26 protein-coding genes are annotated in these 18,904 nt (G+C 51.2%); 25 read left to right on the top strand and 1 reads right to left on the bottom strand.

Features of this window, described 5'->3' with window-relative positions; translation table 11 throughout:
• Positions 1 to 49: 49 nt before the first annotated feature.
• From OGX91_RS15775 to OGX91_RS15890, 24 genes are all read left to right on the top strand, one after another.
• On the top strand, positions 50 to 547 hold the full coding sequence (locus OGX91_RS15775) for a phage terminase small subunit P27 family (protein ID WP_075848475.1): 498 nt from the start codon (positions 50 to 52) through the stop codon (positions 545 to 547).
• Positions 544 to 2,277 carry a terminase large subunit gene (locus OGX91_RS15780; RefSeq protein ID WP_131445660.1) on the top strand — a complete coding sequence of 578 codons (1,734 nt, stop codon included), beginning with the start codon at positions 544 to 546 and terminating at the stop codon, positions 2,275 to 2,277. Before OGX91_RS15775 ends, OGX91_RS15780 begins: the two co-directional genes overlap by 4 nt.
• Positions 2,274 to 2,435, top strand: a complete 162-nt coding sequence (locus OGX91_RS15785) for a hypothetical protein (protein ID WP_046671243.1) — start codon at positions 2,274 to 2,276, stop codon at positions 2,433 to 2,435. Before OGX91_RS15780 ends, OGX91_RS15785 begins: the two co-directional genes overlap by 4 nt.
• The gene (locus OGX91_RS15790; protein ID WP_101701335.1) at positions 2,425 to 3,657 is read left to right on the top strand and encodes a phage portal protein; all 1,233 of its coding nucleotides are present in this window, start codon (positions 2,425 to 2,427) and stop codon (positions 3,655 to 3,657) included. The genes OGX91_RS15785 and OGX91_RS15790 overlap by 11 nt, the downstream gene beginning before the upstream one ends.
• Complete coding sequence (locus tag OGX91_RS15795; RefSeq protein ID WP_101701334.1) at positions 3,650 to 4,249, top strand: HK97 family phage prohead protease; 600 nt, start codon at positions 3,650 to 3,652, stop codon at positions 4,247 to 4,249. The genes OGX91_RS15790 and OGX91_RS15795 overlap by 8 nt, the downstream gene beginning before the upstream one ends.
• 9 nt (positions 4,250 to 4,258) lie before the next feature.
• On the top strand, positions 4,259 to 5,479 hold the full coding sequence (locus OGX91_RS15800) for a phage major capsid protein (RefSeq protein ID WP_286626786.1): 1,221 nt from the start codon (positions 4,259 to 4,261) through the stop codon (positions 5,477 to 5,479).
• An 80-nt stretch (positions 5,480 to 5,559) separates the two neighbouring features.
• The gene (locus OGX91_RS15805) at positions 5,560 to 5,883 is read left to right on the top strand and encodes a head-tail connector protein (protein WP_137363656.1); all 324 of its coding nucleotides are present in this window, start codon (positions 5,560 to 5,562) and stop codon (positions 5,881 to 5,883) included.
• Positions 5,880 to 6,293 (top strand): phage head closure protein, encoded by a 414-nt coding sequence (locus OGX91_RS15810; RefSeq protein ID WP_137363655.1) that lies wholly within the window; start codon positions 5,880 to 5,882, stop codon positions 6,291 to 6,293. Before OGX91_RS15805 ends, OGX91_RS15810 begins: the two co-directional genes overlap by 4 nt.
• Positions 6,268 to 6,771 (top strand): hypothetical protein, encoded by a 504-nt coding sequence (locus OGX91_RS15815; protein ID WP_286626787.1) that lies wholly within the window; start codon positions 6,268 to 6,270, stop codon positions 6,769 to 6,771. The genes OGX91_RS15810 and OGX91_RS15815 overlap by 26 nt, the downstream gene beginning before the upstream one ends.
• Entirely contained in the window at positions 6,771 to 7,331 is a 561-nt protein-coding gene (locus OGX91_RS15820; protein WP_137363653.1) for a phage tail terminator protein, read from the top strand. Before OGX91_RS15815 ends, OGX91_RS15820 begins: the two co-directional genes overlap by 1 nt.
• An 8-nt stretch (positions 7,332 to 7,339) precedes the next feature.
• Entirely contained in the window at positions 7,340 to 7,516 is a 177-nt protein-coding gene (locus OGX91_RS15825; protein WP_286626788.1) for a DUF2635 domain-containing protein, read from the top strand.
• Positions 7,506 to 9,005 carry a phage tail sheath subtilisin-like domain-containing protein gene (locus tag OGX91_RS15830; RefSeq protein ID WP_286626790.1) on the top strand — a complete coding sequence of 500 codons (1,500 nt, stop codon included), beginning with the start codon at positions 7,506 to 7,508 and terminating at the stop codon, positions 9,003 to 9,005. The genes OGX91_RS15825 and OGX91_RS15830 overlap by 11 nt, the downstream gene beginning before the upstream one ends.
• On the top strand, positions 9,005 to 9,361 hold the full coding sequence (locus tag OGX91_RS15835; RefSeq protein WP_181499241.1) for a phage tail tube protein: 357 nt from the start codon (positions 9,005 to 9,007) through the stop codon (positions 9,359 to 9,361). The genes OGX91_RS15830 and OGX91_RS15835 overlap by 1 nt, the downstream gene beginning before the upstream one ends.
• Positions 9,361 to 9,648 (top strand): phage tail assembly protein, encoded by a 288-nt coding sequence (locus OGX91_RS15840; RefSeq protein WP_075847823.1) that lies wholly within the window; start codon positions 9,361 to 9,363, stop codon positions 9,646 to 9,648. The genes OGX91_RS15835 and OGX91_RS15840 overlap by 1 nt, the downstream gene beginning before the upstream one ends.
• Positions 9,649 to 9,768: 120 nt before the next feature.
• Positions 9,769 to 11,541: a phage tail tape measure protein gene (locus tag OGX91_RS15845; RefSeq protein ID WP_286626791.1), complete on the top strand. Its 1,773-nt coding sequence runs from the start codon at positions 9,769 to 9,771 to the stop codon at positions 11,539 to 11,541.
• A 71-nt stretch (positions 11,542 to 11,612) separates the two neighbouring features.
• On the top strand, positions 11,613 to 12,068 hold the full coding sequence (locus OGX91_RS15850) for a hypothetical protein (RefSeq protein WP_286626793.1): 456 nt from the start codon (positions 11,613 to 11,615) through the stop codon (positions 12,066 to 12,068).
• 58 nt (positions 12,069 to 12,126) lie between these two features.
• Complete coding sequence (locus OGX91_RS15855) at positions 12,127 to 13,428, top strand: DNA circularization protein (protein ID WP_286626795.1); 1,302 nt, start codon at positions 12,127 to 12,129, stop codon at positions 13,426 to 13,428.
• Positions 13,425 to 14,504, top strand: coding sequence for a phage baseplate assembly protein (locus tag OGX91_RS15860; protein ID WP_286626798.1), 1,080 nt, complete (start codon positions 13,425 to 13,427; stop codon positions 14,502 to 14,504). The genes OGX91_RS15855 and OGX91_RS15860 overlap by 4 nt, the downstream gene beginning before the upstream one ends.
• Positions 14,504 to 15,052 (top strand): phage baseplate assembly protein V, encoded by a 549-nt coding sequence (locus OGX91_RS15865; protein ID WP_199954182.1) that lies wholly within the window; start codon positions 14,504 to 14,506, stop codon positions 15,050 to 15,052. The genes OGX91_RS15860 and OGX91_RS15865 overlap by 1 nt, the downstream gene beginning before the upstream one ends.
• Entirely contained in the window at positions 15,052 to 15,477 is a 426-nt protein-coding gene (locus OGX91_RS15870) for a phage GP46 family protein (RefSeq protein WP_005120666.1), read from the top strand. The genes OGX91_RS15865 and OGX91_RS15870 overlap by 1 nt, the downstream gene beginning before the upstream one ends.
• On the top strand, positions 15,464 to 16,522 hold the full coding sequence (locus tag OGX91_RS15875; protein WP_286626802.1) for a baseplate J/gp47 family protein: 1,059 nt from the start codon (positions 15,464 to 15,466) through the stop codon (positions 16,520 to 16,522). Before OGX91_RS15870 ends, OGX91_RS15875 begins: the two co-directional genes overlap by 14 nt.
• Complete coding sequence (locus tag OGX91_RS15880) at positions 16,513 to 17,094, top strand: YmfQ family protein (protein ID WP_286626803.1); 582 nt, start codon at positions 16,513 to 16,515, stop codon at positions 17,092 to 17,094. The genes OGX91_RS15875 and OGX91_RS15880 overlap by 10 nt, the downstream gene beginning before the upstream one ends.
• 11 nt (positions 17,095 to 17,105) lie before the next feature.
• Positions 17,106 to 17,699 (top strand): gp53-like domain-containing protein, encoded by a 594-nt coding sequence (locus OGX91_RS15885; RefSeq protein WP_005120669.1) that lies wholly within the window; start codon positions 17,106 to 17,108, stop codon positions 17,697 to 17,699.
• Between the two features lie 11 nt (positions 17,700 to 17,710).
• Complete coding sequence (locus tag OGX91_RS15890; protein WP_286626805.1) at positions 17,711 to 18,097, top strand: tail fiber assembly protein; 387 nt, start codon at positions 17,711 to 17,713, stop codon at positions 18,095 to 18,097.
• Between the two features lie 65 nt (positions 18,098 to 18,162).
• Here OGX91_RS15890 and OGX91_RS15895 read toward each other — a convergent pair whose 3' ends face one another.
• On the bottom strand, positions 18,163 to 18,405 hold the full coding sequence (locus OGX91_RS15895; RefSeq protein ID WP_115642623.1) for a DinI-like family protein: 243 nt from the start codon (positions 18,403 to 18,405) through the stop codon (positions 18,163 to 18,165).
• A 77-nt stretch (positions 18,406 to 18,482) separates the two neighbouring features.
• Between OGX91_RS15895 and OGX91_RS15900 the strand changes: the two genes are divergently transcribed.
• Entirely contained in the window at positions 18,483 to 18,902 is a 420-nt protein-coding gene (locus tag OGX91_RS15900; protein WP_199946487.1) for a translesion error-prone DNA polymerase V autoproteolytic subunit, read from the top strand.
• Positions 18,903 to 18,904 lie beyond the last annotated feature (2 nt).

Below are 18,904 nucleotides of genomic sequence, written 5' to 3' on the forward strand. Positions count from 1 at the left end.
TCGTATTTTTATACCCGCGAAAAATGAAATTTAACTAGGAGTGTCGCTTATGGCTGGAACGGCGGGGCGTTCCGGGCGTCGCCCCAAGCCAACGGCGCGCAAGGAGCTGGCAGGGAACCCCGGCAAACGAGCCCTGAATAAAGAGGAACCTGTATTCACACCGATTAAAGGCGTGGCACCACCTGACTGGTTTTCTGAGGATGAAGGTCTGCCAATGGCGGCCGTCATGTGGGAACTGACCACGAAAGAATTATGTGGACAGGGGCTACTCTGTGTTACCGATCTTGCCGTACTTGAGCGCTGGTGTGTTGCCTACGAGTTCTGGCGCAGGGCGGTTAAAAATATCGCCAGAGACGGGCTGTCTATCACTGGTGCTATGGGGGGGAAGATAAAAAACCCTGAGCTAACCGCAAAGAAAGAGCAGGAATCGGAGATGAGTTCTACCGGCTCCATGCTTGGCCTTGACCCCAGCAGTCGTCAGCGACTGATTGGCCTTGCCGGACAGAAGAAAACCTCTAACCCATTCCTGAAGATGATCAACTCATGAGCCGGAAATCGTACCCCAACGTAAACGCCGCGAATCAATACGCCCGCAACGTTGTGCGGGGGAAAATTCCGGCGTGCCAGTTTGTCATTCAGGCCTGTCAGCGTCATATCGATGACATGGCGGCTGAAAAGAGTAAGAAATTTCGTTACCGCTTCGATAAAGACATGGCAGAAAAGGCTGCGAAATTTATCCAGCTGTTGCCACATACAAAAGGAGAGTGGGCATTCAAGCGGATGCCGATCACCCTGGAGGCATGGCAACTGTTTATTGTGTGCTGCGCCTTTGGCTGGGTCCAGAAAGGATCGAAGCTTCGTCGATTTCGCGAGGTTTACACGGAGATACCGCGTAAAAACGGGAAATCGGCCATTTCGGCGGGTGTGGCGCTGTACTGTTTTACCTGTGATAACGAGTTTGGCGCTGAAGTATATTCCGGGGCCACAACTGAAAAGCAGGCGTGGGAAGTATTCAGGCCCGCTCGTCTGATGTGTAAGCGCACACCGCTGCTGGTGGAAGCGTTCGGGATCGAAGTTAATGCATCCAACCTGAACCGGCCAGAAGATGGCGCGCGTTTTGAGCCGCTGATTGGTAACCCTGGGGACGGCGCTTCACCGCACTGTGCGATTGTTGACGAGTATCACGAACACCCAACAGATTCGCTCTACACCACAATGCTGACTGGTATGGGGGCGCGGCGACAACCGCTGATGTGGGCGATCACCACAGCAGGTTACAACATCGAAGGTCCATGCTACGACAAACGACGTGAAGTGATTGAAATGCTAAACGGCACGGTACCCAACGACGAGTTGTTTGGCGTGATCTATACGGTTGATGAAGGTGACGACTGGACTGATCCAAAGGTGCTTGAGAAAGCCAACCCGAATATGGGTGTCTCAGTCTACCGCGACTTTCTGTTAAGCCAGCAACAGCGTGCTATCAATAATGCTCGCCAGGCTGGCGTGTTCAAAACCAAGCATCTCAATATCTGGGTTGCTGCCCGAGCAGCTTTCTTCAACCTGGTATCCTGGCAGAACTGCGAAGATAAAACCCTGACCTTGGAAATGTTCGAAGGTCAACCATGTGTTCTGGCTTTTGACCTGGCGCGCAAGCTGGATATGAACAGTATGGCGCGGTTGTTCACCAGGGAAATTGACGGCAAGACACATTACTACAGCGTTGCTCCCCGCTTCTGGGTTCCCTACGACACAGTATTCAGTGTTGAAAAGAACGAAGATCGTCGTACTGCGGAGCGATTTCAGAAATGGGTTGAAATGGAACTGCTTACAGTTACTGATGGCGCTGAAGTGGATTACCGCTACATCCTTGAAGAGGCCAAAGCGGCAAACAAACTCAACCCGGTCAGTGAGTCACCGATTGACCCATTCGGCGCGACGGGGCTTTCACATGATCTGGCTGATGAAAGTCTTAATCCGATCACTATCGTTCAGAACTACACCAATATGTCAGACCCAATGAAAGAGCTGGAAGCAGCCATTGAGTCTGGGCGTTTTCATCACGACGGCAACCCGATAATGAGCTGGTGTATCAGCAACGTGGTGGGGAAATATCTGCCGGGGAACGATGATGTTGTGAAGCCTATCAAGGAGCAGAACGAAAATAAAATCGACGGCGCGGTGGCGCTGATAATGGCGATCGGACGGGCAATGCTTAAAGAGCCTGGCGATTTCCTCTCATCTCTTGATCCGGACGATGATCTCTTAATTCTATGAAATCACTTATTGCTGATGTTATCGGTATGGCCGGTTTCGGCCTGCTCACGTCTGGGTTTTACCTGCAGTTTGGTCTGGCCCCGGCTCTCATGTTCTCCGGCGGACTCCTGCTGGTCGGCGCCCTGGCTATAGCCAGAAGGGGGACGCGTGCTGCTTGATGCTATGTTCAGAAGTGAGTCACTGGAAAATCCTTCCACCCCGATTACCGGGGATGCTGTTGATACTGATGGGTTGTTCCGGGCAGATGTTTATGTCAGTCCTGAGACTGCGATGAAACTGGCGGCGGTGTATGCCTGTATCTATGTATTGTCTTCCAACCTTGCCCAGATGCCACTGCATGTTATGCGTAAGCACAATGGTAAGGTTGAACCCGCACGGGATCACCCTGCGTTTTATCTGGTTCATGATGAGCCAAACACCTGGCAGACCAGTTACAAATGGCGCGAGCTGAAGCAACGCCACATCCTCGGCTGGGGGAATGGGTACACCTGGGTGAAACGCAACCGCCGCGGCGAAGTAACTGCACTGGATTGCTGCATGCCATGGGAAACGACCCTGATTAATACCGGTGGTCGTTACACTTATGGGGTTTACAACGAAGAAGGCGCTTTCGCCATCAGCCCTGACGATATGGTTCACATTCGCGCGCTGGGTAATAACCAGAAAATGGGGCTTAGTCCAGTGATGCAGCATGCTGAAACAATCGGTATGGGCATGAGCGGTCAGAAGTATACGGAGAGCTTCTTTAGTGGGAATGCAAGGCCTGCTGGCATCGTCACGGTGAAGGGGGAAATTAAAAGCGAAGGATGGGAACGGCTCAAAAAGGTTTGGCAAAAAGCCGCGCTGGCGCTACGGAGCCAGGAAAACAAAACCATGCTGCTGCCTGCGGATCTGGATTACAGGGCATTGACTGTATCGCCAATTGACGCGCAGATCATCGACATGTCCAAGCTAAATCGCTCAATGATAGCCGGGATTTTCAACGTACCGGCACACATGATTAACGACCTCGAAAAAGCCACCTTCAGCAACATAACACAACAGGCCATTCAGTTTGTTCGTTACTCAATGATGCCCTGGGTGACGAACTGGGAGCAGGAGCTTAACCGTCGGCTGTTTACACGGGCAGAACTGGCAGCAGGTTATTACGTTCGCTTTAACCTTACTGGGTTGTTGCGCGGTACACCGCAGGAGCGCGCGCAGTTCTATCACTTCGCGATCACCGATGGCTGGATGAGCCGCAATGAAGCCCGTGCTTTTGAAGATATGAACCCGGTCGATGGGCTGGACGAAATGCTTGTCAGCGTTAATGCCGCTAACCCTGCAGACGATTTCAAGAAAAACAAAACCAAAACCGAAGAGGATAAAACCGATGAGTGATCGCGAGACTCGCTGTTACAGCGGTGAGGTCCGTGCCGAGCAGCAGGGCGAGCAGCCCACGCGAATTATCGGTTACGGCTCGGTGTTTAACAGTCGCTCAGAACCCCTCTGGGGGTTTCGCGAAATTATCAAACCAGGCGCTTTCGATGACGTGCTTGGCGACGATATCCGGGGGTTATTTAACCATGACCCGAACTTTATTCTGGGGCGTAGTTCGTCAGGAACGTTAAACGTGAATGTCGATGATAAAGGCCTGCGCTATGACATCGCGGCGCCGGATACTCAGACCATTCGCGATTTGGTACTTGCCCCGATGATGCGCGGTGATATCAACCAGTCGTCTTTTGCTTTCCGCGTAGCGCACGATGGTGAGAACTGGTATCAGGACGACGAAGGGATAGTCATTCGCGAAATTAATCGTTTTTCACGCCTCTTTGACGTCAGTCCGGTGACCTATCCGGCCTACCAGGAGGCTGATTCTGGCATCCGATCCATGAAAGCCTGGCAGGAGGCGCGCGACAGCGGTGCGCTACAGACCGCCATCACTCAACGAATGGCGCGTGAGCGCCTGCTGACTCTTCTTAACGCGTAAGGAAAATCCATGAAATTGCACGAACTGAAGCAGAAACGTAACACCATTGCCGCAGAGATGCGCGCCCTGCACGACAGCATTCCGGAAAATACTGTCTGGTCTGAAGAGCAGAATAAAAAATGGAATGATGCCCGCAGTCAATTGCAGGCGCTGGATGAGCGTATCGGGCGTGAGGAAGAACTTCGACGCCAGGATCAGACTTATGTTGACGATCAGGAGCCGGAACTGCGCGCCCAGCAGACTACACCGGAAAAACAGGCTGATGAACGCCGCGCCGCTGCGTTTGACCGCTTCCTGCGTAACGGATTTGCTGAACTGACCGCTGAAGAGCGTCAGGCAATTAAAGAACTGCGTGCTCAGGGAACCACACCTGATGATAAAGGTGGCTATACCGTCCCAACTCAGATGCGTAATACCATCATTGATTCAATGAAAGCCTACGGCGGAATCGTGAGCGTTGCGCAAATTCTTAATACCTCAAACGGTCAGGATATTACCTGGTCAACTTCTGACGGTACTGCTGAAGAAGGCGAACTGCTCGCAGAAAACAACGCGGCCAGTGAAGGTGATGTGACGTTCGGTACCGCGATCCTGGGTGCTAAGAAGTTGTCATCCAAAATCATCCGCGTTTCTAACGAACTGCTGCAGGACAGTGGTGTAGATATCGAAGCATACCTTGCGGGGCGTATTGCGCAACGTATTGGCCGCGGCGAAGCTAAATATCTGGTGCAGGGCACGGGGGCTGGCGCACCGTTGCAGCCAAAAGGGCTGGCGGCTTCAGTTACCGGTACTGTTTCTGCGGCAGCAGCAGCTACATTCACCTGGCAGGAAATGAATAGCCTGAAGCATGCAATCGATCCGGCTTACCGTGGTGGTCCAAAATTCCGTTGGGCATTTAACGACGGGACGCTTCAGGTGATTGAAGAGATGGTGGATGATCAGAAACGTCCATTGTGGCTTCCTGATGTTGTTGGTGGCTCCCCTGCGACAGTTCTGGGTATTCCGTATGTAATTGATCAGGCAATTGATGCTGCGGCAGCTAGCAAGAAGTTTATTTTCCTGGGCGATTTTAACCGCTTCATCGTTCGCCGGGTTTCCTATATGACTCTGAAGCGCCTGGTTGAGCGTTATGCAGAATACGATCAGACGGCGTTCCTGGCATTCCACCGCTTCGATTGTGTGCTGGAAGATACGGCAGCCATCAAAGCGCTGGTGGGTAAACCGGCCTAAGCATAATTATTCATCCTGTTTTATATGATGCCGCGAGAGCGGTTTTTTTATGCCCGTCATCTGACGGGCACGGAGGTTTTATGCTTCTGACACTGGAAGAAATTAAAAGTCAGTTGCGCCTGGAGGACGATTACGACGATGAAGATGAGCTGCTGACACTTCTGGGCGGTGCGGTTCAGAAGCGTACAGAAAGCTTTCTGAATCGAACGCTATACGATGCTAATTCAGGTGTTTCAGATAATGATCCCGATGGACTGGTTTTAACCGACGATATCAAGCTTGGGATGCTGCTTCTCGTAACGCATTTTTACGAGAACCGCTCATCGGTATCCGAGGTTGAAAAAACAGAAATGCCACAGTCTTTCAACTGGCTCGTCGGTCCTCATCGGTTCATCCCATTATGAAACTGAGACAGGCGCAAACAAGTGCGACATACCTGCTACCCGATCCGGGGGAGCTTGATAAACGGGTGATACTCAGAAAACGGGTTGATGTCCCTTCTGCTGATTTTGGTACCGAATCTGAATATCCGGTGGTATTTCCGGTCTGGGCTAAGGTAATCCAGACCAGCGCGACGACATACCTGGAAACGGCTCAGACCGATAACGTGATCACGCATTACATCACCATTCGCTGGCGCCGCGGAATTACCAGCGATTTTGAAGTGGTGAAGGGAGATGAGGTGTACCGCGTGAAACGTGTTCGTGATCTAAACAGTAAACGACGGTTTCTGCTTCTTGAGTGCACCGAACTGGGTTCATTTACAGAAAATACCGGGGGGAATTCCAGTGGCGGAACCCTTTTTACACGTTGATTTTCAGCAGCCGAACGAAATGCGCTTCAACCGCGCGCGTGTCCGGCGTGCCTTTGTCACCATCGGCCAGCGCCATATGCGCGACGCACGCCGTCTGGTGATGCGTCGCGGTCGATCTGAACCAGGTGAGAACCCAGGATACCAGACAGGCCGCCTTGCAAAATCCATTGGCTACATGGTGCCAAAAGCAAGTGGGCGGCGACCCGGTTTTATGGCACGTATTGCACCGAACCAGAGGAACGGGCAGGGTAACCGGCTCATCACTGGCGATTTTTACCCGGCATTTCTCTTCTACGGTGTGCGCGGTGGCGCAAAACGTCGGCGCAGTCATCACCGTGGTGCTTCTGGTGGTAGCGGCTGGCGTCTGGCCCCGCGTAATAATTTCATGGTTGAGACACTCAACAAAAACAACCCGTGGACGCGTTACTACCTGACGCGTGAACTGAGGCTATCACTCAAACCGGAGAGGCGACTCTGATGAAACTGGCCCCGATTATTGCAGCACTACGGGCGCGTTGCCCGGAATTCCAGAATCGTGTAGCAGGTGCTGCGCAGTTTAAGGACTTGCCGGAAGTCGGAAAGATGAAACTGCCGGCGGCTTATGTTGTTCCCGGCGATGATTCGCCAGGGGAACAGAAGAGCCAGACTGACTACTGGCAGGATTTAACCGAAGGGTTTGCCGTCATTGTGTTTGTCAGCAATGGCCGGGATGAACGCGGTCAGTTTGCCTCATATGATGTTGTTCACGATGTGCGACAGTCACTGTTTAAAGCGCTCCTGGGCTGGAATCCTGAAGAGTGCGGAAACCCGATCATCTATGCAGGTGGTACGTTGCTTGATGTGAACCGGCATGAACTGAGCTACCAGTTCGACTTCACTGTATTGAATGAGCTGTCAGAAGATGACACCCGCCAGCAGGATGAACTGAACGATCTGGCTGATTTTAAAACGCTGGCGATTGATGTTGATTTTATCGATCCGGGACATGGCCCTGATGGGGAGCCCGAGCATCACACAGAGATAACTCTTCCCTCCTGAGGAAACCCATGTTTGTAAAACCCCAAAACGGGCGGTCAGTACCTGACCCTGCCCGAGGCGACATTTTGCCTGTTGAAGGGCGAAATGTTGAAGAAAGCAGTTACTGGCTGCGCCGGGAAGCCGCTGGCGATATCAGGCGCGTGAACAAAGTTAAACAGAAAAAGGTGGAAACCAATGACCGTTAGTTTCAGCACTATCCCGGCAAATACGCTGGTGCCACTGTTTTATGCTGAGATGGATAATTCGGCGGCAAATACAAGTCAGGAGTCAGCGCCGTCGTTGCTGCTGGGTCACGCAAACACCGGTGCGGCAATTGAGCCTGATTCGCTGGTACTGATGCCATCTGCTGATTATGCGAAACAGGTTTGTGGTCCCGGTAGTCAGCTTGCACGCATGGTTGCTGCGTATCGTAAAACAGATCCTTTTGGTGAGCTTTACATCATTGCTGTCCCTGAGCCAGCGGCAGGAGTGGCGGCCACGTATACCCTGACCGTAACTGGCGCAGCAACTGAGAGCGGCACGGTGAATGTTTATGTCGGGCGTACTCGTATTCAGGCAGCAGTTGTAAGCGGTGATGATGTTGAGGCTGTGGCATCGGGCATTAAAGATGCAATCAATGCTGATCCGACATTGCCGGTTATCGCTTCGTCTGCTGCTGGCGTGGTCACTCTGACAGCGCGTCATAAAGGGCTGAGCGGGAATGACATCCCCGTGGTTCTGAATTATTACGGTTACGGTGGCGGGGAGGTTTTGCCCGCAGGCATAGCTGTAGCCGTCGCCGCAGGCACTGCCGGAACGGGGGCTCCGGTACTCAACGGTGCTATTGCCGCCATGGCCGATGAGCCGTTTGATTATATTGGTCATCCGTTCAGCGATTTGGCTTCGGTGAATGCATTTGTCAGCGAAATGAACGATACCAGCGGTCGCTGGAGCTATGCGCGCCAGCTTTATGGCCACGTTTATACCGCAAAACTCGGAACGCTTTCTGATCTGGTTGCCGCAGGCGATCAGCTTAACCAACAGCACATCACCCTGGCCGGGTACGAGAAAGAAACTCAGACTCCGGCAGATGAACTGGCAGCCAGTCGCACCGCACGTAATGCGGTCTTTATCCGTAACGATCCGGCGCGTCCAACCCAGACAGGTGAACTCGTGGATATGCTACCGGCACCAAAAGGGAAGCGCTTCACGATGACCGAACAGCAGTCTCTGCTGTCGCATGGGATTGCAACGTCATACGTTGAAAGCGGCACGCTGCGCATTCAGCGCGACGTTACAACGTACAGGAAAAACGCCTATGGTGTTGCCGATAACAGCTATCTCGACAGCGAGACGCTGCATACCAGCGCTTATGTCCTGCGCAGGCTGAAATCGGTTATTACCAGCAAATATGGCCGTCATAAACTGGCGAACGACGGTACGCGCTTCGGTCCTGGTCAGGCGATTGTTACCCCGGCTGTTATCAAAGGGGAACTGCTGGCGGCCTATCGTCAGATGGAGCGTGCCGGGATTGTGGAGAACTATGATCTGTTCAAGCAATACCTCATTGTTGAGCGTGACGCGACTGACCCGAACCGGCTCAACACTCTGTTCCCACCTGACTATGTTAACCAGCTGCGAGTGTTTGCGGTCGTTAACCAGTTCCGCCTTCAGTATCAAGAGGAGTCCGCATAATGGCGCGCATTGCAGGTACCTGTTATTTCAAAATTGACGGTCAGCAGTTGTCACTGACCGGAGGCATTGAGGTGCCGATGAACACGAAGGTCAATGATGATGTCATTGGCATGGCTGGTGACGTCGACAGAAAAGAGACTCACCGCGCACCATATGTTAAGGGCACGTTTAAGGTGCCGAAAGATTTCCCGGTCAACAAGGTGACGACGTCAGACCAGATGACCATTACAGCCGAACTGGCAAACGGTCAGGTTTATGTCTTGTCTTCAGCCTGGCTGCACGGAGAAGCAAACCACAACGCCGAAGAAGGTACGGCGGATCTTGAATTCCACGGTGAAGAAGGGGATTACCAATAATGAAAGAAATTAAACTCAGTAAATCAGTTCGTGCTCATGGTGATGAGCTCCATGTGCTGGAACTGCGCGAGCCGACGGGAAAGGATGTTCGTGAGCTCGGCTTCCCATATACAGCAAGTGGTGATGCTGGTGTGAAAATGGATGCAGGTGTAATTGCCAAATACATTTCACGGCTGGCCGGTGTTCCACCAAGTTCAGTTGATGAAATGCAACCTTCCGATCTGAATACTATCAGTTGGGAGATTGTGGGTTTTTTCCTCGGGAACTCAGCGCAGGACAACTCCTGAATCATTATTTTGATTGCGCCAAATATTGGCGCATCAATCCCCTTGAAATGCTCGACGAACCGTTTTCAGTGCTCGGCTTATTTGCAGAACAGGCCAATCGCATAATTCAGGAAAATAAAAATGGCTGAATTTGAACTGAAAGCCCTTATTACTGGGGTAGACAAACTCTCTCCTGCGTTGTCTTCAATGCAGAAGAAAATTAAAGGTTTTCAGAAGGGCATTAAATCCAGCGGCTTGGGTGATTTTTCTGTAGGTGATCTGATTGGTGGCGGCGCATTTGCCGCCCCATTTATTGCAGGCGCGAAAGCTGCTATTGATTTTGAATCGCAGATGGCTGATGTTCGCAAAGTTGTCGATTTTGATACACCAAAGCAGTTCGCTGAAATGGGGGAAGACATCTTAAAAATGTCGGATCGCCTGCCAATGGCCGCGAACGATATTGCAAAATTGGTGGCGGCCGGCGGACAGGCTGGTATCGCGCGAGAAGATTTGAAGCAATTTGCTGAGGACGCCCTGAAAATGGGGGTCGCCTTTGACCAGTCTGCGGATCAATCTGGCGACATGATGGCGAAGTGGAGAACGTCATTTAAGATGACTCAACAGGAAGTTGTTTCTCTTGCGGATAAAATTAACTACTTGTCGAACAATGGCGCAGCTAATGCTCAGCAAATATCTGACATCGTCACCCGTATTGGGCCACTTGGCGCGGTTGCCGGTATTGCTTCAGGTCAAATTGCAGCGTTAGGGGCAACCTTAGCTGGTGTTGGTGTTGAGCAGGAAGTTGCAGCTACAGGTATTAAGAACTTCATGCTAGCAATTACTGGTGGCTCAAAGCAGCAGCAGGAAGCATTCCAGTTCCTTGGGTTTAACTCCAAGAAGCTCGCCGCTGATATGCAAAAAGACGCCCAGGGCACAATGCTGAAGGTTCTCGAAAGTATTTCGAAACTGGATAAGGCCAGGCAGCCGAAAGCACTGAACGCGCTCTTTGGCAAGGAGTCTATTGGCGCAATTGCACCGCTGCTAACGAACCTCGACCTACTGAAGAAAAACTTCAATATGGTTGGAGATGCGTCGCAGTATACCGGCTCAATGCAAAAAGAGTATGAAGCTCGTGCGGCAACAACAGCAAACCAGTTACAACTCTTACGAAATCAGGCTACACATGCTGGTGTGGCGCTTGGTAATGCGCTATTACCACAGATTAATGCTAGCGCTTCTGGGCTAATGCCTCTTATTCAGAAATCAACGGATTTTGTATCACGAAACCCAGCCATGGTTCGTGCGTTGCTTGGCGCTGCTGCTGGCTTTGTGGCGCTTCGCGTCGCAGTGGCGGGAGTTAGTATGGCTCTGAAAGTTATGTCGTTCGTCGCTAGCGCTTCGCCAATAGGTTTAATTATCCGAGGTATTGCACTTGCAGCAGGGTTACTAATTGCGAACTGGGATGTTGTCGGCCCATTCTTTAAAAACATGTGGGAAGCAATATCGCCTTACTTCGCTACTGGTTGGGAGCTTTTTAAAACCGTGTTCGGCTGGACTCCCTTAGGTCTGATTATTAATAACTGGGGCCCTGTCGTGAAGTGGTTCCAGGACATGTGGGAAAAATTAAAACCGATCATTGAATGGTTCACTGATGGCGCTAGCGATGCCAGCGTTAGTATGAATGCTTCGCATTATGGCGCTGGTGGGTATGGGATGTATGGTTCAGGCACACCATACCAAGAATATAATCAATACAGCATAAATAAAATCCACAGCAAGCCAGAAGCAACAGTGACTGTAGACTTTAAAAATGCTCCAGCCGGAATGAATGTTACTGGCACAAAGTCTTCTGGCATCGATGTAAACCATGATGTTGGTTACACAAGAATTGGGAGAATTGGAATGGGTGGGTGATCATGCTTGACCAATAGAGCCATTTGTATGATGGTTAGCGTGAATGCAAGCACTCAAAACAGGGAATGGAAATGAAATACAATTTATTAGCTGTTGGGCTGCTGATGGCTTTGCCGCACTTAGCAATTGCGAAAGATGGTCTTGCCTCCTCATTTGTTAATGAGACTAAAACTGCAGCTGATGGAAATGGTGAGATAAACGCATCAATTGATATTGATTGCCCGATCAAGTCGGCTAGTGGGAAAATTGTAGTTTCGAATGTCTCCTATGATATTAATAAGTCAGTTGGAGCTTTTGTTTTTAAAGACTCAGGAGAAACCCCTGCCCAAATAACATCAATTGTCACCATGTCACCTGATGATAATTTTATGTCTGATGAAGTTATCGGTATGAGTTATATCTTTAAAATGCCAAGCGGACAGTTTTTTGTTGATATATTAAAGAAGGGGGAGGTAAGGACTGGTGTTAATAAAAACGGTGAGTCTGGGATAAAATGGATTAACTGTAAGATAGTAAAACCTTCATGATTTCCTCTACATTCAAATAAATCCCGCTGCGGCGGGTTTTTTTATGCCCGGAGTTTATATGGCGTGGAAAGATCGGCTGGTGGATGCGTCGTTTCGTGGCGTTCCGTTCAAAACTGAAGACGAGAGTCTAACCGCTGGGCGGCGCGTCGAAACACACGAATTTGTGAACCGTAATAAGCCCTATACGGAAGACCTGGGTAAAGCAACTTCAAGACCTAAATTTTCTGGGTATGTCATCGGCGATGACTGCTATGAGCAACGTGACAGACTAATTGAGGCTCTCAATAAGCCGGGGCCGGGGACCCTTATCCATCCAGCATATGGCGAGATGAGCGTTTGCGTCGATGGCGAAATTAACGTGAGTTCATCGAGCAGTGAAGGGCGCATGGTGCGCTTTGATCTTCGTTTCGTTGAGGCTGGTGAACTCACTTATCCGACATCAGGGGCCGCTACGGCCAACACGCTGGTTTCCTCCTGCTCTGCTCTTGATGACTGCATCAGCGATAACTTCGACCAGTTTGGCATGGACGGAATGCCTGATTTCGTCCAGAACGGCGTGATTGACGATGCGACCAGCATGCTTGGCTATGTTTCTGACAAAATGTCGATGGTGGATTCCGGTATTTCCGCCGCCACACGGCTAATGCAGGGTGATATTTCTGTTCTGCTCCCGCCGCCATCTTCAGGTAAAGGCTTTGTTGACCAGTTGCAGAAAATGTGGCGTTCGGGGAACCGGCTCGCTGGTAATGCCAGCGACCTGTACACAATGATTAAAAATTTCTCCGGCATATCCCTGGGCAGCGATCTGGCTCCGCGTGGAGTATGGAAAACGGACAGCAGGACGACGCAGAACCAGAAGCAGCAAAGTAATTATGTTGCCAGTGCGATTCGCACAACAGCAATAAGCGAAGCGGCTTATGCTGTCACGACGTTACCCGCGCCAGTTATCACGACAGGCGAACAAAGCCAGCAGCCCACTGGCTGGCCTTCTGTGACTCATCCTGAGTTGAATAATGTACCAGATGAAACGGCAGTGGTTGATGTGCCGACGTGGGATGACCTCGTTGATATCCGCGACACGCTGAATACCGCTATTGATAAAGAGCTATCACGTACTACCGATGACCGTTTGTTTCTGGCTTTGCGCCGGGTGAAGTCTGACCTTAACAACGACATAAAACACCGCCTTGTGCAGACCCAAAAGACAGTTATCAGGACGCCTGATGAGGTAACTCCGGCACTGGTTCTGGCAGCGACCTGGTTCGATAACGCTGCACGGGAGTCTGACATTGTCAGGCGTAATGCTGTGGCTCACCCGGGCTTTGTGCCGGTATCTCCACTGAGGGTTCCTGTACGATGAACGATAACGTAACGCTGAGGGTTAACGGACGTGAATGGGGCGGCTGGACGTCAATTCGAATTGGTGCCGGGATAGAGAGGCTGGCGCGTGATTTCAGCGTGGAGATCACCCGGCAATGGCCCGGTGGTGATGGTGTTGCATCGCTTCAGCCTCGCGTTAAAAACGGCGACAAAGTAGAGGTGCTCATTGGTGATGATCTGGTGGTTACCGGTTGGATTGAAGCTACGCCTGTCCGCTACGATGCGCATTCAATTAGCGTCGGAATTAGCGGGCGCAGCCTTACTGCCGATCTGATTGATTGTTCCGCTGAGCCGACTCAGTTCAATGGACAATCCCTCGTTCAGGTAGCATCGGCGCTCGCCAGACCTTTCGGTATAGCGGTTGTAAACGCTGGTGCACCGGGTGGCGCCATTCCCGGTGTACAACCCGATCACGGTGAAACGGTCATCGAAGTCCTCAACAAGATGCTTGGACAACAGCAGGCGCTGGCCTACGACGACACTCTAGGCAGGCTTGTTATCGGCGGTATTGGTAGCACGCGGGCTCATACAGCTCTGGTGCTGGGTAAAAACGTTATTTCCTGCGATACCGAGAAAAGCATTCGTGAACGTTTTTCAACCTACCAGGTATCGGGGCAGCGTGCCGGAAACGATGATGATTTTGGGGCTGCGACAACAACGGCGCTTCGCGCAAAAACAACAGACGCATCAATTGGTCGCTATCGTCCCATGGCAGTACAGCAGACGGGGCAGTCAACAGGAGCCAGTTGTATTGCGCGTGCTGAATTCGAGGCGCGCCAGCGAGCTGCACGTACCGATGAAACCACGTACACAGTGTGGGGCTGGCGGCAGGGTGACGGTTCACTGTGGCAACCAAACCAGCGCGTTATCGTCTATGACCCCATTTGTGGCTTCAATAACCGCGAGCTGCTCATTTCTGAAGTGTCATTCACTAAAGACAACAACGGCACAATAACCGAACTACGTGTCGGGCCGCCGGATGCCTATCTGCCAGAACCTGAAAATGACAGCAAGAAGCGTGGCAAAAAACGGAAAGTCAAAGAGGACCCGTTCTGATGAGCGTGATGCAAAGTCTGCAAAGGCAACTGTTAGGACTCATTGGCCGCGCTGTGGTGAAGAGTATCAATGCGGCTTCTAAGTGCCAGATGATAGATGTTGAGTTACTGGCTGGGCAGCAAAAGGCGGGTATTGAGCACCTTGAACCCTATGGCTTCACTTCTCGTGCACAAGCGGGGGCTGAGGCTGTTGTTTTGTTTCCTGATGGTGACCGTTCTCACGCCGTTGCGATCACCGTGTCTGATCGTCGCTATCGCATGAAGGGGCTCAAAACGGGGGAGGTTGCTCTCTACGATGACCAGGGGCAGTCAGTCACGCTGACACGCGCCGGGATTGTTGTTGATGGTGGTGGCAAGGTGATTACGTTTAAAAACGCGCCTAAAGCCCGCTTTGAAATGGATATTGAGTCAACGGGCCAGATCAAAGACCTCTGTGATACTTCTGGCCAGACAATGTCGGCGATGCGTATTGCTTATAACGGGCATAAACACAGAGAAAACGGGCAGGGCAATAACACCGATACACCTGATAAACAAATGGGGGTGTGATGGAACTTTGGCTTACGGTAAATGGGAAACGGGTAAGCGCCGGTTCTCAGCTTGATCCGCTCACCCGCGCTGTAGTGATTTCTTTATTCACCCACCGCCGCGCCGATCCTGATGATAACGCTGATGTTCCGATGGGGTGGTGGGGCGATACCTGGCCGGTTGTCGCGAACGACCGTTATGGTTCGAAATTGTGGCTACTCCAGCGGAGCAAGCTCACGAACGCCCTGGTGAATACCGTGCGCAACTATCTGCGTGAAGCTCTTCAATGGATGCTGGATGACGGTGTGGTATCTCGTATCGACATTGATATCCAGCGAACCGGTATTAATGAGCTGGGGAATACGATCGTCCTCTGGCGCCGGGATGGTCCGGTAACGATTTCTTTTAACGACCTGTGGAGTGTGATCACCAATGGCGGACAGTGAATTTCAGCGGCCAACGCTGGCCGAAAACATCAGTATGATCCGCGCCGACCTTTTTGCACGCCTTGACATCAATGATGAACTTCGCCGCATGGATGAAGATGTCAGGGCCAGGGTTTATGCCGGGGCGCTGCATACGGTTTATGGCTATATCGATTATCTGGCGATGAATATGCTGCCTGATCTTTGCGATGAGTCATGGCTTTATCGGCATGCGGCGATGAAACGCTGCCCGAGAAAAGAGGCTGTGTCCGCATCAGGTTTTATGCGCTGGGATGGCGTAACGAACGGGCTCAAAGTGAGTGCAGGATCGGTAATTCAGCGTGACGACCTCGTCCAGTACATCGCTCAGGCAGACGCAACGAGTTCCGGTGGCGTGCTTCGTGTACCCGTTGTCTGCAGCATGACAGGTATGACCGGAAATATGGATGATGGTGAGGCGCTCTCACTGGTTACGCCGGTTAACGGACTTCCTTCCGGCGGCATGGCCGATACGATCGCTGGCGGTTTTGATATTGAAGACCTTGAGGTCTGGCGGGCACGGGTTCTGGAGCGTTACTACTGGACCCCGCAAGGCGGCGCTGACGGTGATTATGTTGTCTGGGCAAAAGAAGTGCCTGGCGTAACACGCGCATGGACTTACCGACACTGGATGGGGACGGGAACGGTTGGCGTTATGATAGCCAGCAGCGACCTGATTAACCCGATTCTTGATGATACGACGGTTGCGGCGGCACAGGATCACATTGAGCCGTTAGCACCGGTTGCCGGTTCCGATCTCTATGTGTTCAAAGCCACGCCAAAAATTATCGACTTCACCATCGATTTAAATCCTGACAACGAAACAACCCGCGCAGCTGTTAAAGCTGAGTTGCTTTCGTTCCTGTTGCGAGATGGTTATCCCGAAGGGACGCTGGAATTATCGCGTATCAACGAAGCAATTTCGATTGCCGCAGGGGAGCGCAGCCACACGCTGATTTCACCTGCTGTCGATACACCGATCGCGAAGAATGAACTGGCTGTCATGGGGGATATCGTATGGGCGTAAGTGAAGATGATTATGTCCAGTTGCTCTCTGCTCTCTTGCCACCGGGGCCTGCATGGTCACCTGAAGATGTCGCGATAAAAGGGGCTGCACCGTCGCTGCTCAGGGTTCACCAGCGCGCTGACGATCTTATGCTGGAACTTGACCCCAGAACTACCACCGAGCTGATCAATCGCTGGGAAAAATGCTGTGGACTTCCTGATGAATGCATTCCGACAGGAACGCAAACATTACGGCAACGACAGCAGAGGCTGGACGCGAAAGTAAATCTAACCGGCGGAATCAACGAAGACTTCTATCTAAGGCAACTGGAAGCACTGGGGAAGTATGGCGCAACAATCACGCGCTATAACAAAGGCCCATTTAAATGCACATCAGCATGCACAGATGCCGTGTACTCAACGGAATGGCGATATTACTGGCAGGTAAACATGCCCGCTTCCAGCGATGCCACCTGGATGACATGCATTGATGATTGCACAACGCCAATTCGCTACTGGGGCGACACCGTCGCAGAGTGCGTAATCAATAAACTCTGTCCGTCCCATACCTACGTTTTATTCAAATATCCGTAACCGGAGACATTATGCATCGTATTGATACACCCACTGCGCAGAAAGACAAATTCGGTGCAGGGAAGAATGGCTTTACTCGCGGAAACCCGCAAACAGGGACACCCGCCACCGATCTTGATGATGATTATTGTGATTCCATTCAGGAGGAACTTGCAGGGATCGTTGAAGCTTCTGGCGTAGCCCTGGATAAATCAAAGCGTAACCAGGTGCTGACGGCGGTGAAGGCATTACTGCTTAGCCGCGCTCACCCGTTTGCCGATATTAAAGCTGATGGGGCAGTTGCAGAGGCTCTCTCAAACCTTGGTCTGCGGGAAAGCGTTTCTGAATCTGGTTCTTTCCAGTTAGGAGATTTCCAGGTTGTATGGGGGCGAGGTTCAACGGGCAGCAACGGAACAGGCAGTGTTCAGTTTCCACGCGCTTTTGTTGGCATACCATATCTGGTTGCGCCGTCGGATATTTCTTCAGGTCCTGAAGGGGTGAACGCTGTCGGGTGGGATTTATCAAATAGCACGGCAGCAGGAGCCAGAATTCTTTCTGCTGACTCTAAATCTTCGGGGATCGCTACCACATTTTCTTATATCGCAATTGGTAAGGGGGTTGTATGAAGTATTGCGCGTTGAATAACGGATTTTATGGCGACAACACTCCCGATGACAAAATCCCGGGGAGTTTTGTACATATCAGCAACGACGAAGGCCAGAGAATTTTAGACAGCCAAATTAATGGTCAGATTCAGCCCGATGATAATGGTTTTCCTGTTCTGGTTCCGTACCCTGAATTAACTAAAGATGAGCAGCAGGAACGCGCAGAGCAGAAACGGCGGTCGCTGAAATCAGTCGCTGATACAGAAATTTCATGGCGACAGGATGCTGTTGATGCAGGTATAGCGACGGAAGAAGAAACCGCAGCTTTAACTGAATGGAAGAAGTACCGTGTGATGTTGATGCGGGTTGATACGTCAAAACCTGTCTGGCCTACGCCTCCGGGGGAACAGGCCAGTTAACATGCCCAGTGTGTCATGATCCCGCTACAGCACGTTTTTACAATCAAGCTGTAGCGGACAGAATTTTATTCACTGACTAACCAGAACTCAGCCTCTTCAAACATTTCCTGAACAGTCCGACTTATCTGTTCTTTCTCATGTTTGCTGGCGTCAGTGTTGATCGCCGGCAGCGTCATCATCGGTTTTACCCGGACATCAGCATCGGGGAAAATCCGGTGAACCCTCTTACTCAGTTCGCCCAGAATGATGTCTTTTGCACCGGGAAGACCATCAAAATTCCTTTTGTCATAAACGAGTTCCACGAACATGCTTTAGCTCCTCTTTACTGTATATAATGACAGTATATACTGTATGTATAAACAGTATCAATGCGAGTGAGTTTATTATGAAGTTTTATTCACCAGTCGAGCTACGTCAGATCGTTGCGCTTCCCTTATTTGGCGATTTGGTTCCATGCGGATTTCCTTCGCCAGCGCAGGATTATGTTGAGAAACGTATTGATCTCAACGAGCTGTTAGTGCAACACCCAAGTGCGACCTATTTCGTAAAATCATCTGGCGATTCCATGATCGGTGCGGGTATCGGTAATGGCGATTTGCTGGTCGTCGATCGATCAAGAAAGCCTGTGCATGGAGATATTGTGATTGCTGCCATTGATGGCGAGTTTACTGTTAAACGTCTGCAGTTAAACCCGGTCGTTATGCTTATTCCTGAAAACAGTGCTTATGCACCCATCAGGATAAACAGCGAAGATACGCTTGATATCTTTGGCGTTGTGACGTTTATCGTGAAAGCGGCAAGCTGAAC

The organism is Citrobacter sp. Cpa228 (assembly GCF_030333085.1).
Lineage (GTDB): Bacteria > Pseudomonadota > Gammaproteobacteria > Enterobacterales > Enterobacteriaceae > Citrobacter > Citrobacter pasteurii.

Coding starts and splice junctions, on each gene's coding strand:
- OGX91_RS15860 (WP_286626798.1), top strand. CDS start 13,425: ATGAACGATAACGTAACGCTGAGGGTTAACGGACGTGAATGGGGCGGC.
- OGX91_RS15870 (WP_005120666.1), top strand. CDS start 15,052: ATGGAACTTTGGCTTACGGTAAATGGGAAACGGGTAAGCGCCGGTTCT.
- OGX91_RS15875 (WP_286626802.1), top strand. CDS start 15,464: ATGGCGGACAGTGAATTTCAGCGGCCAACGCTGGCCGAAAACATCAGT.
- OGX91_RS15825 (WP_286626788.1), top strand. CDS start 7,340: ATGTTTGTAAAACCCCAAAACGGGCGGTCAGTACCTGACCCTGCCCGA.
- OGX91_RS15880 (WP_286626803.1), top strand. CDS start 16,513: ATGGGCGTAAGTGAAGATGATTATGTCCAGTTGCTCTCTGCTCTCTTG.
- OGX91_RS15885 (WP_005120669.1), top strand. CDS start 17,106: ATGCATCGTATTGATACACCCACTGCGCAGAAAGACAAATTCGGTGCA.
- OGX91_RS15775 (WP_075848475.1), top strand. CDS start 50: ATGGCTGGAACGGCGGGGCGTTCCGGGCGTCGCCCCAAGCCAACGGCG.
- OGX91_RS15835 (WP_181499241.1), top strand. CDS start 9,005: ATGGCGCGCATTGCAGGTACCTGTTATTTCAAAATTGACGGTCAGCAG.
- OGX91_RS15785 (WP_046671243.1), top strand. CDS start 2,274: ATGAAATCACTTATTGCTGATGTTATCGGTATGGCCGGTTTCGGCCTG.
- OGX91_RS15805 (WP_137363656.1), top strand. CDS start 5,560: ATGCTTCTGACACTGGAAGAAATTAAAAGTCAGTTGCGCCTGGAGGAC.
- OGX91_RS15865 (WP_199954182.1), top strand. CDS start 14,504: ATGAGCGTGATGCAAAGTCTGCAAAGGCAACTGTTAGGACTCATTGGC.
- OGX91_RS15810 (WP_137363655.1), top strand. CDS start 5,880: ATGAAACTGAGACAGGCGCAAACAAGTGCGACATACCTGCTACCCGAT.
- OGX91_RS15845 (WP_286626791.1), top strand. CDS start 9,769: ATGGCTGAATTTGAACTGAAAGCCCTTATTACTGGGGTAGACAAACTC.
- OGX91_RS15820 (WP_137363653.1), top strand. CDS start 6,771: ATGAAACTGGCCCCGATTATTGCAGCACTACGGGCGCGTTGCCCGGAA.
- OGX91_RS15800 (WP_286626786.1), top strand. CDS start 4,259: ATGAAATTGCACGAACTGAAGCAGAAACGTAACACCATTGCCGCAGAG.
- OGX91_RS15830 (WP_286626790.1), top strand. CDS start 7,506: ATGACCGTTAGTTTCAGCACTATCCCGGCAAATACGCTGGTGCCACTG.
- OGX91_RS15855 (WP_286626795.1), top strand. CDS start 12,127: ATGGCGTGGAAAGATCGGCTGGTGGATGCGTCGTTTCGTGGCGTTCCG.
- OGX91_RS15840 (WP_075847823.1), top strand. CDS start 9,361: ATGAAAGAAATTAAACTCAGTAAATCAGTTCGTGCTCATGGTGATGAG.
- OGX91_RS15795 (WP_101701334.1), top strand. CDS start 3,650: ATGAGTGATCGCGAGACTCGCTGTTACAGCGGTGAGGTCCGTGCCGAG.
- OGX91_RS15895 (WP_115642623.1), bottom strand. CDS start 18,405: ATGTTCGTGGAACTCGTTTATGACAAAAGGAATTTTGATGGTCTTCCC.
- OGX91_RS15900 (WP_199946487.1), top strand. CDS start 18,483: ATGAAGTTTTATTCACCAGTCGAGCTACGTCAGATCGTTGCGCTTCCC.
- OGX91_RS15780 (WP_131445660.1), top strand. CDS start 544: ATGAGCCGGAAATCGTACCCCAACGTAAACGCCGCGAATCAATACGCC.
- OGX91_RS15850 (WP_286626793.1), top strand. CDS start 11,613: ATGAAATACAATTTATTAGCTGTTGGGCTGCTGATGGCTTTGCCGCAC.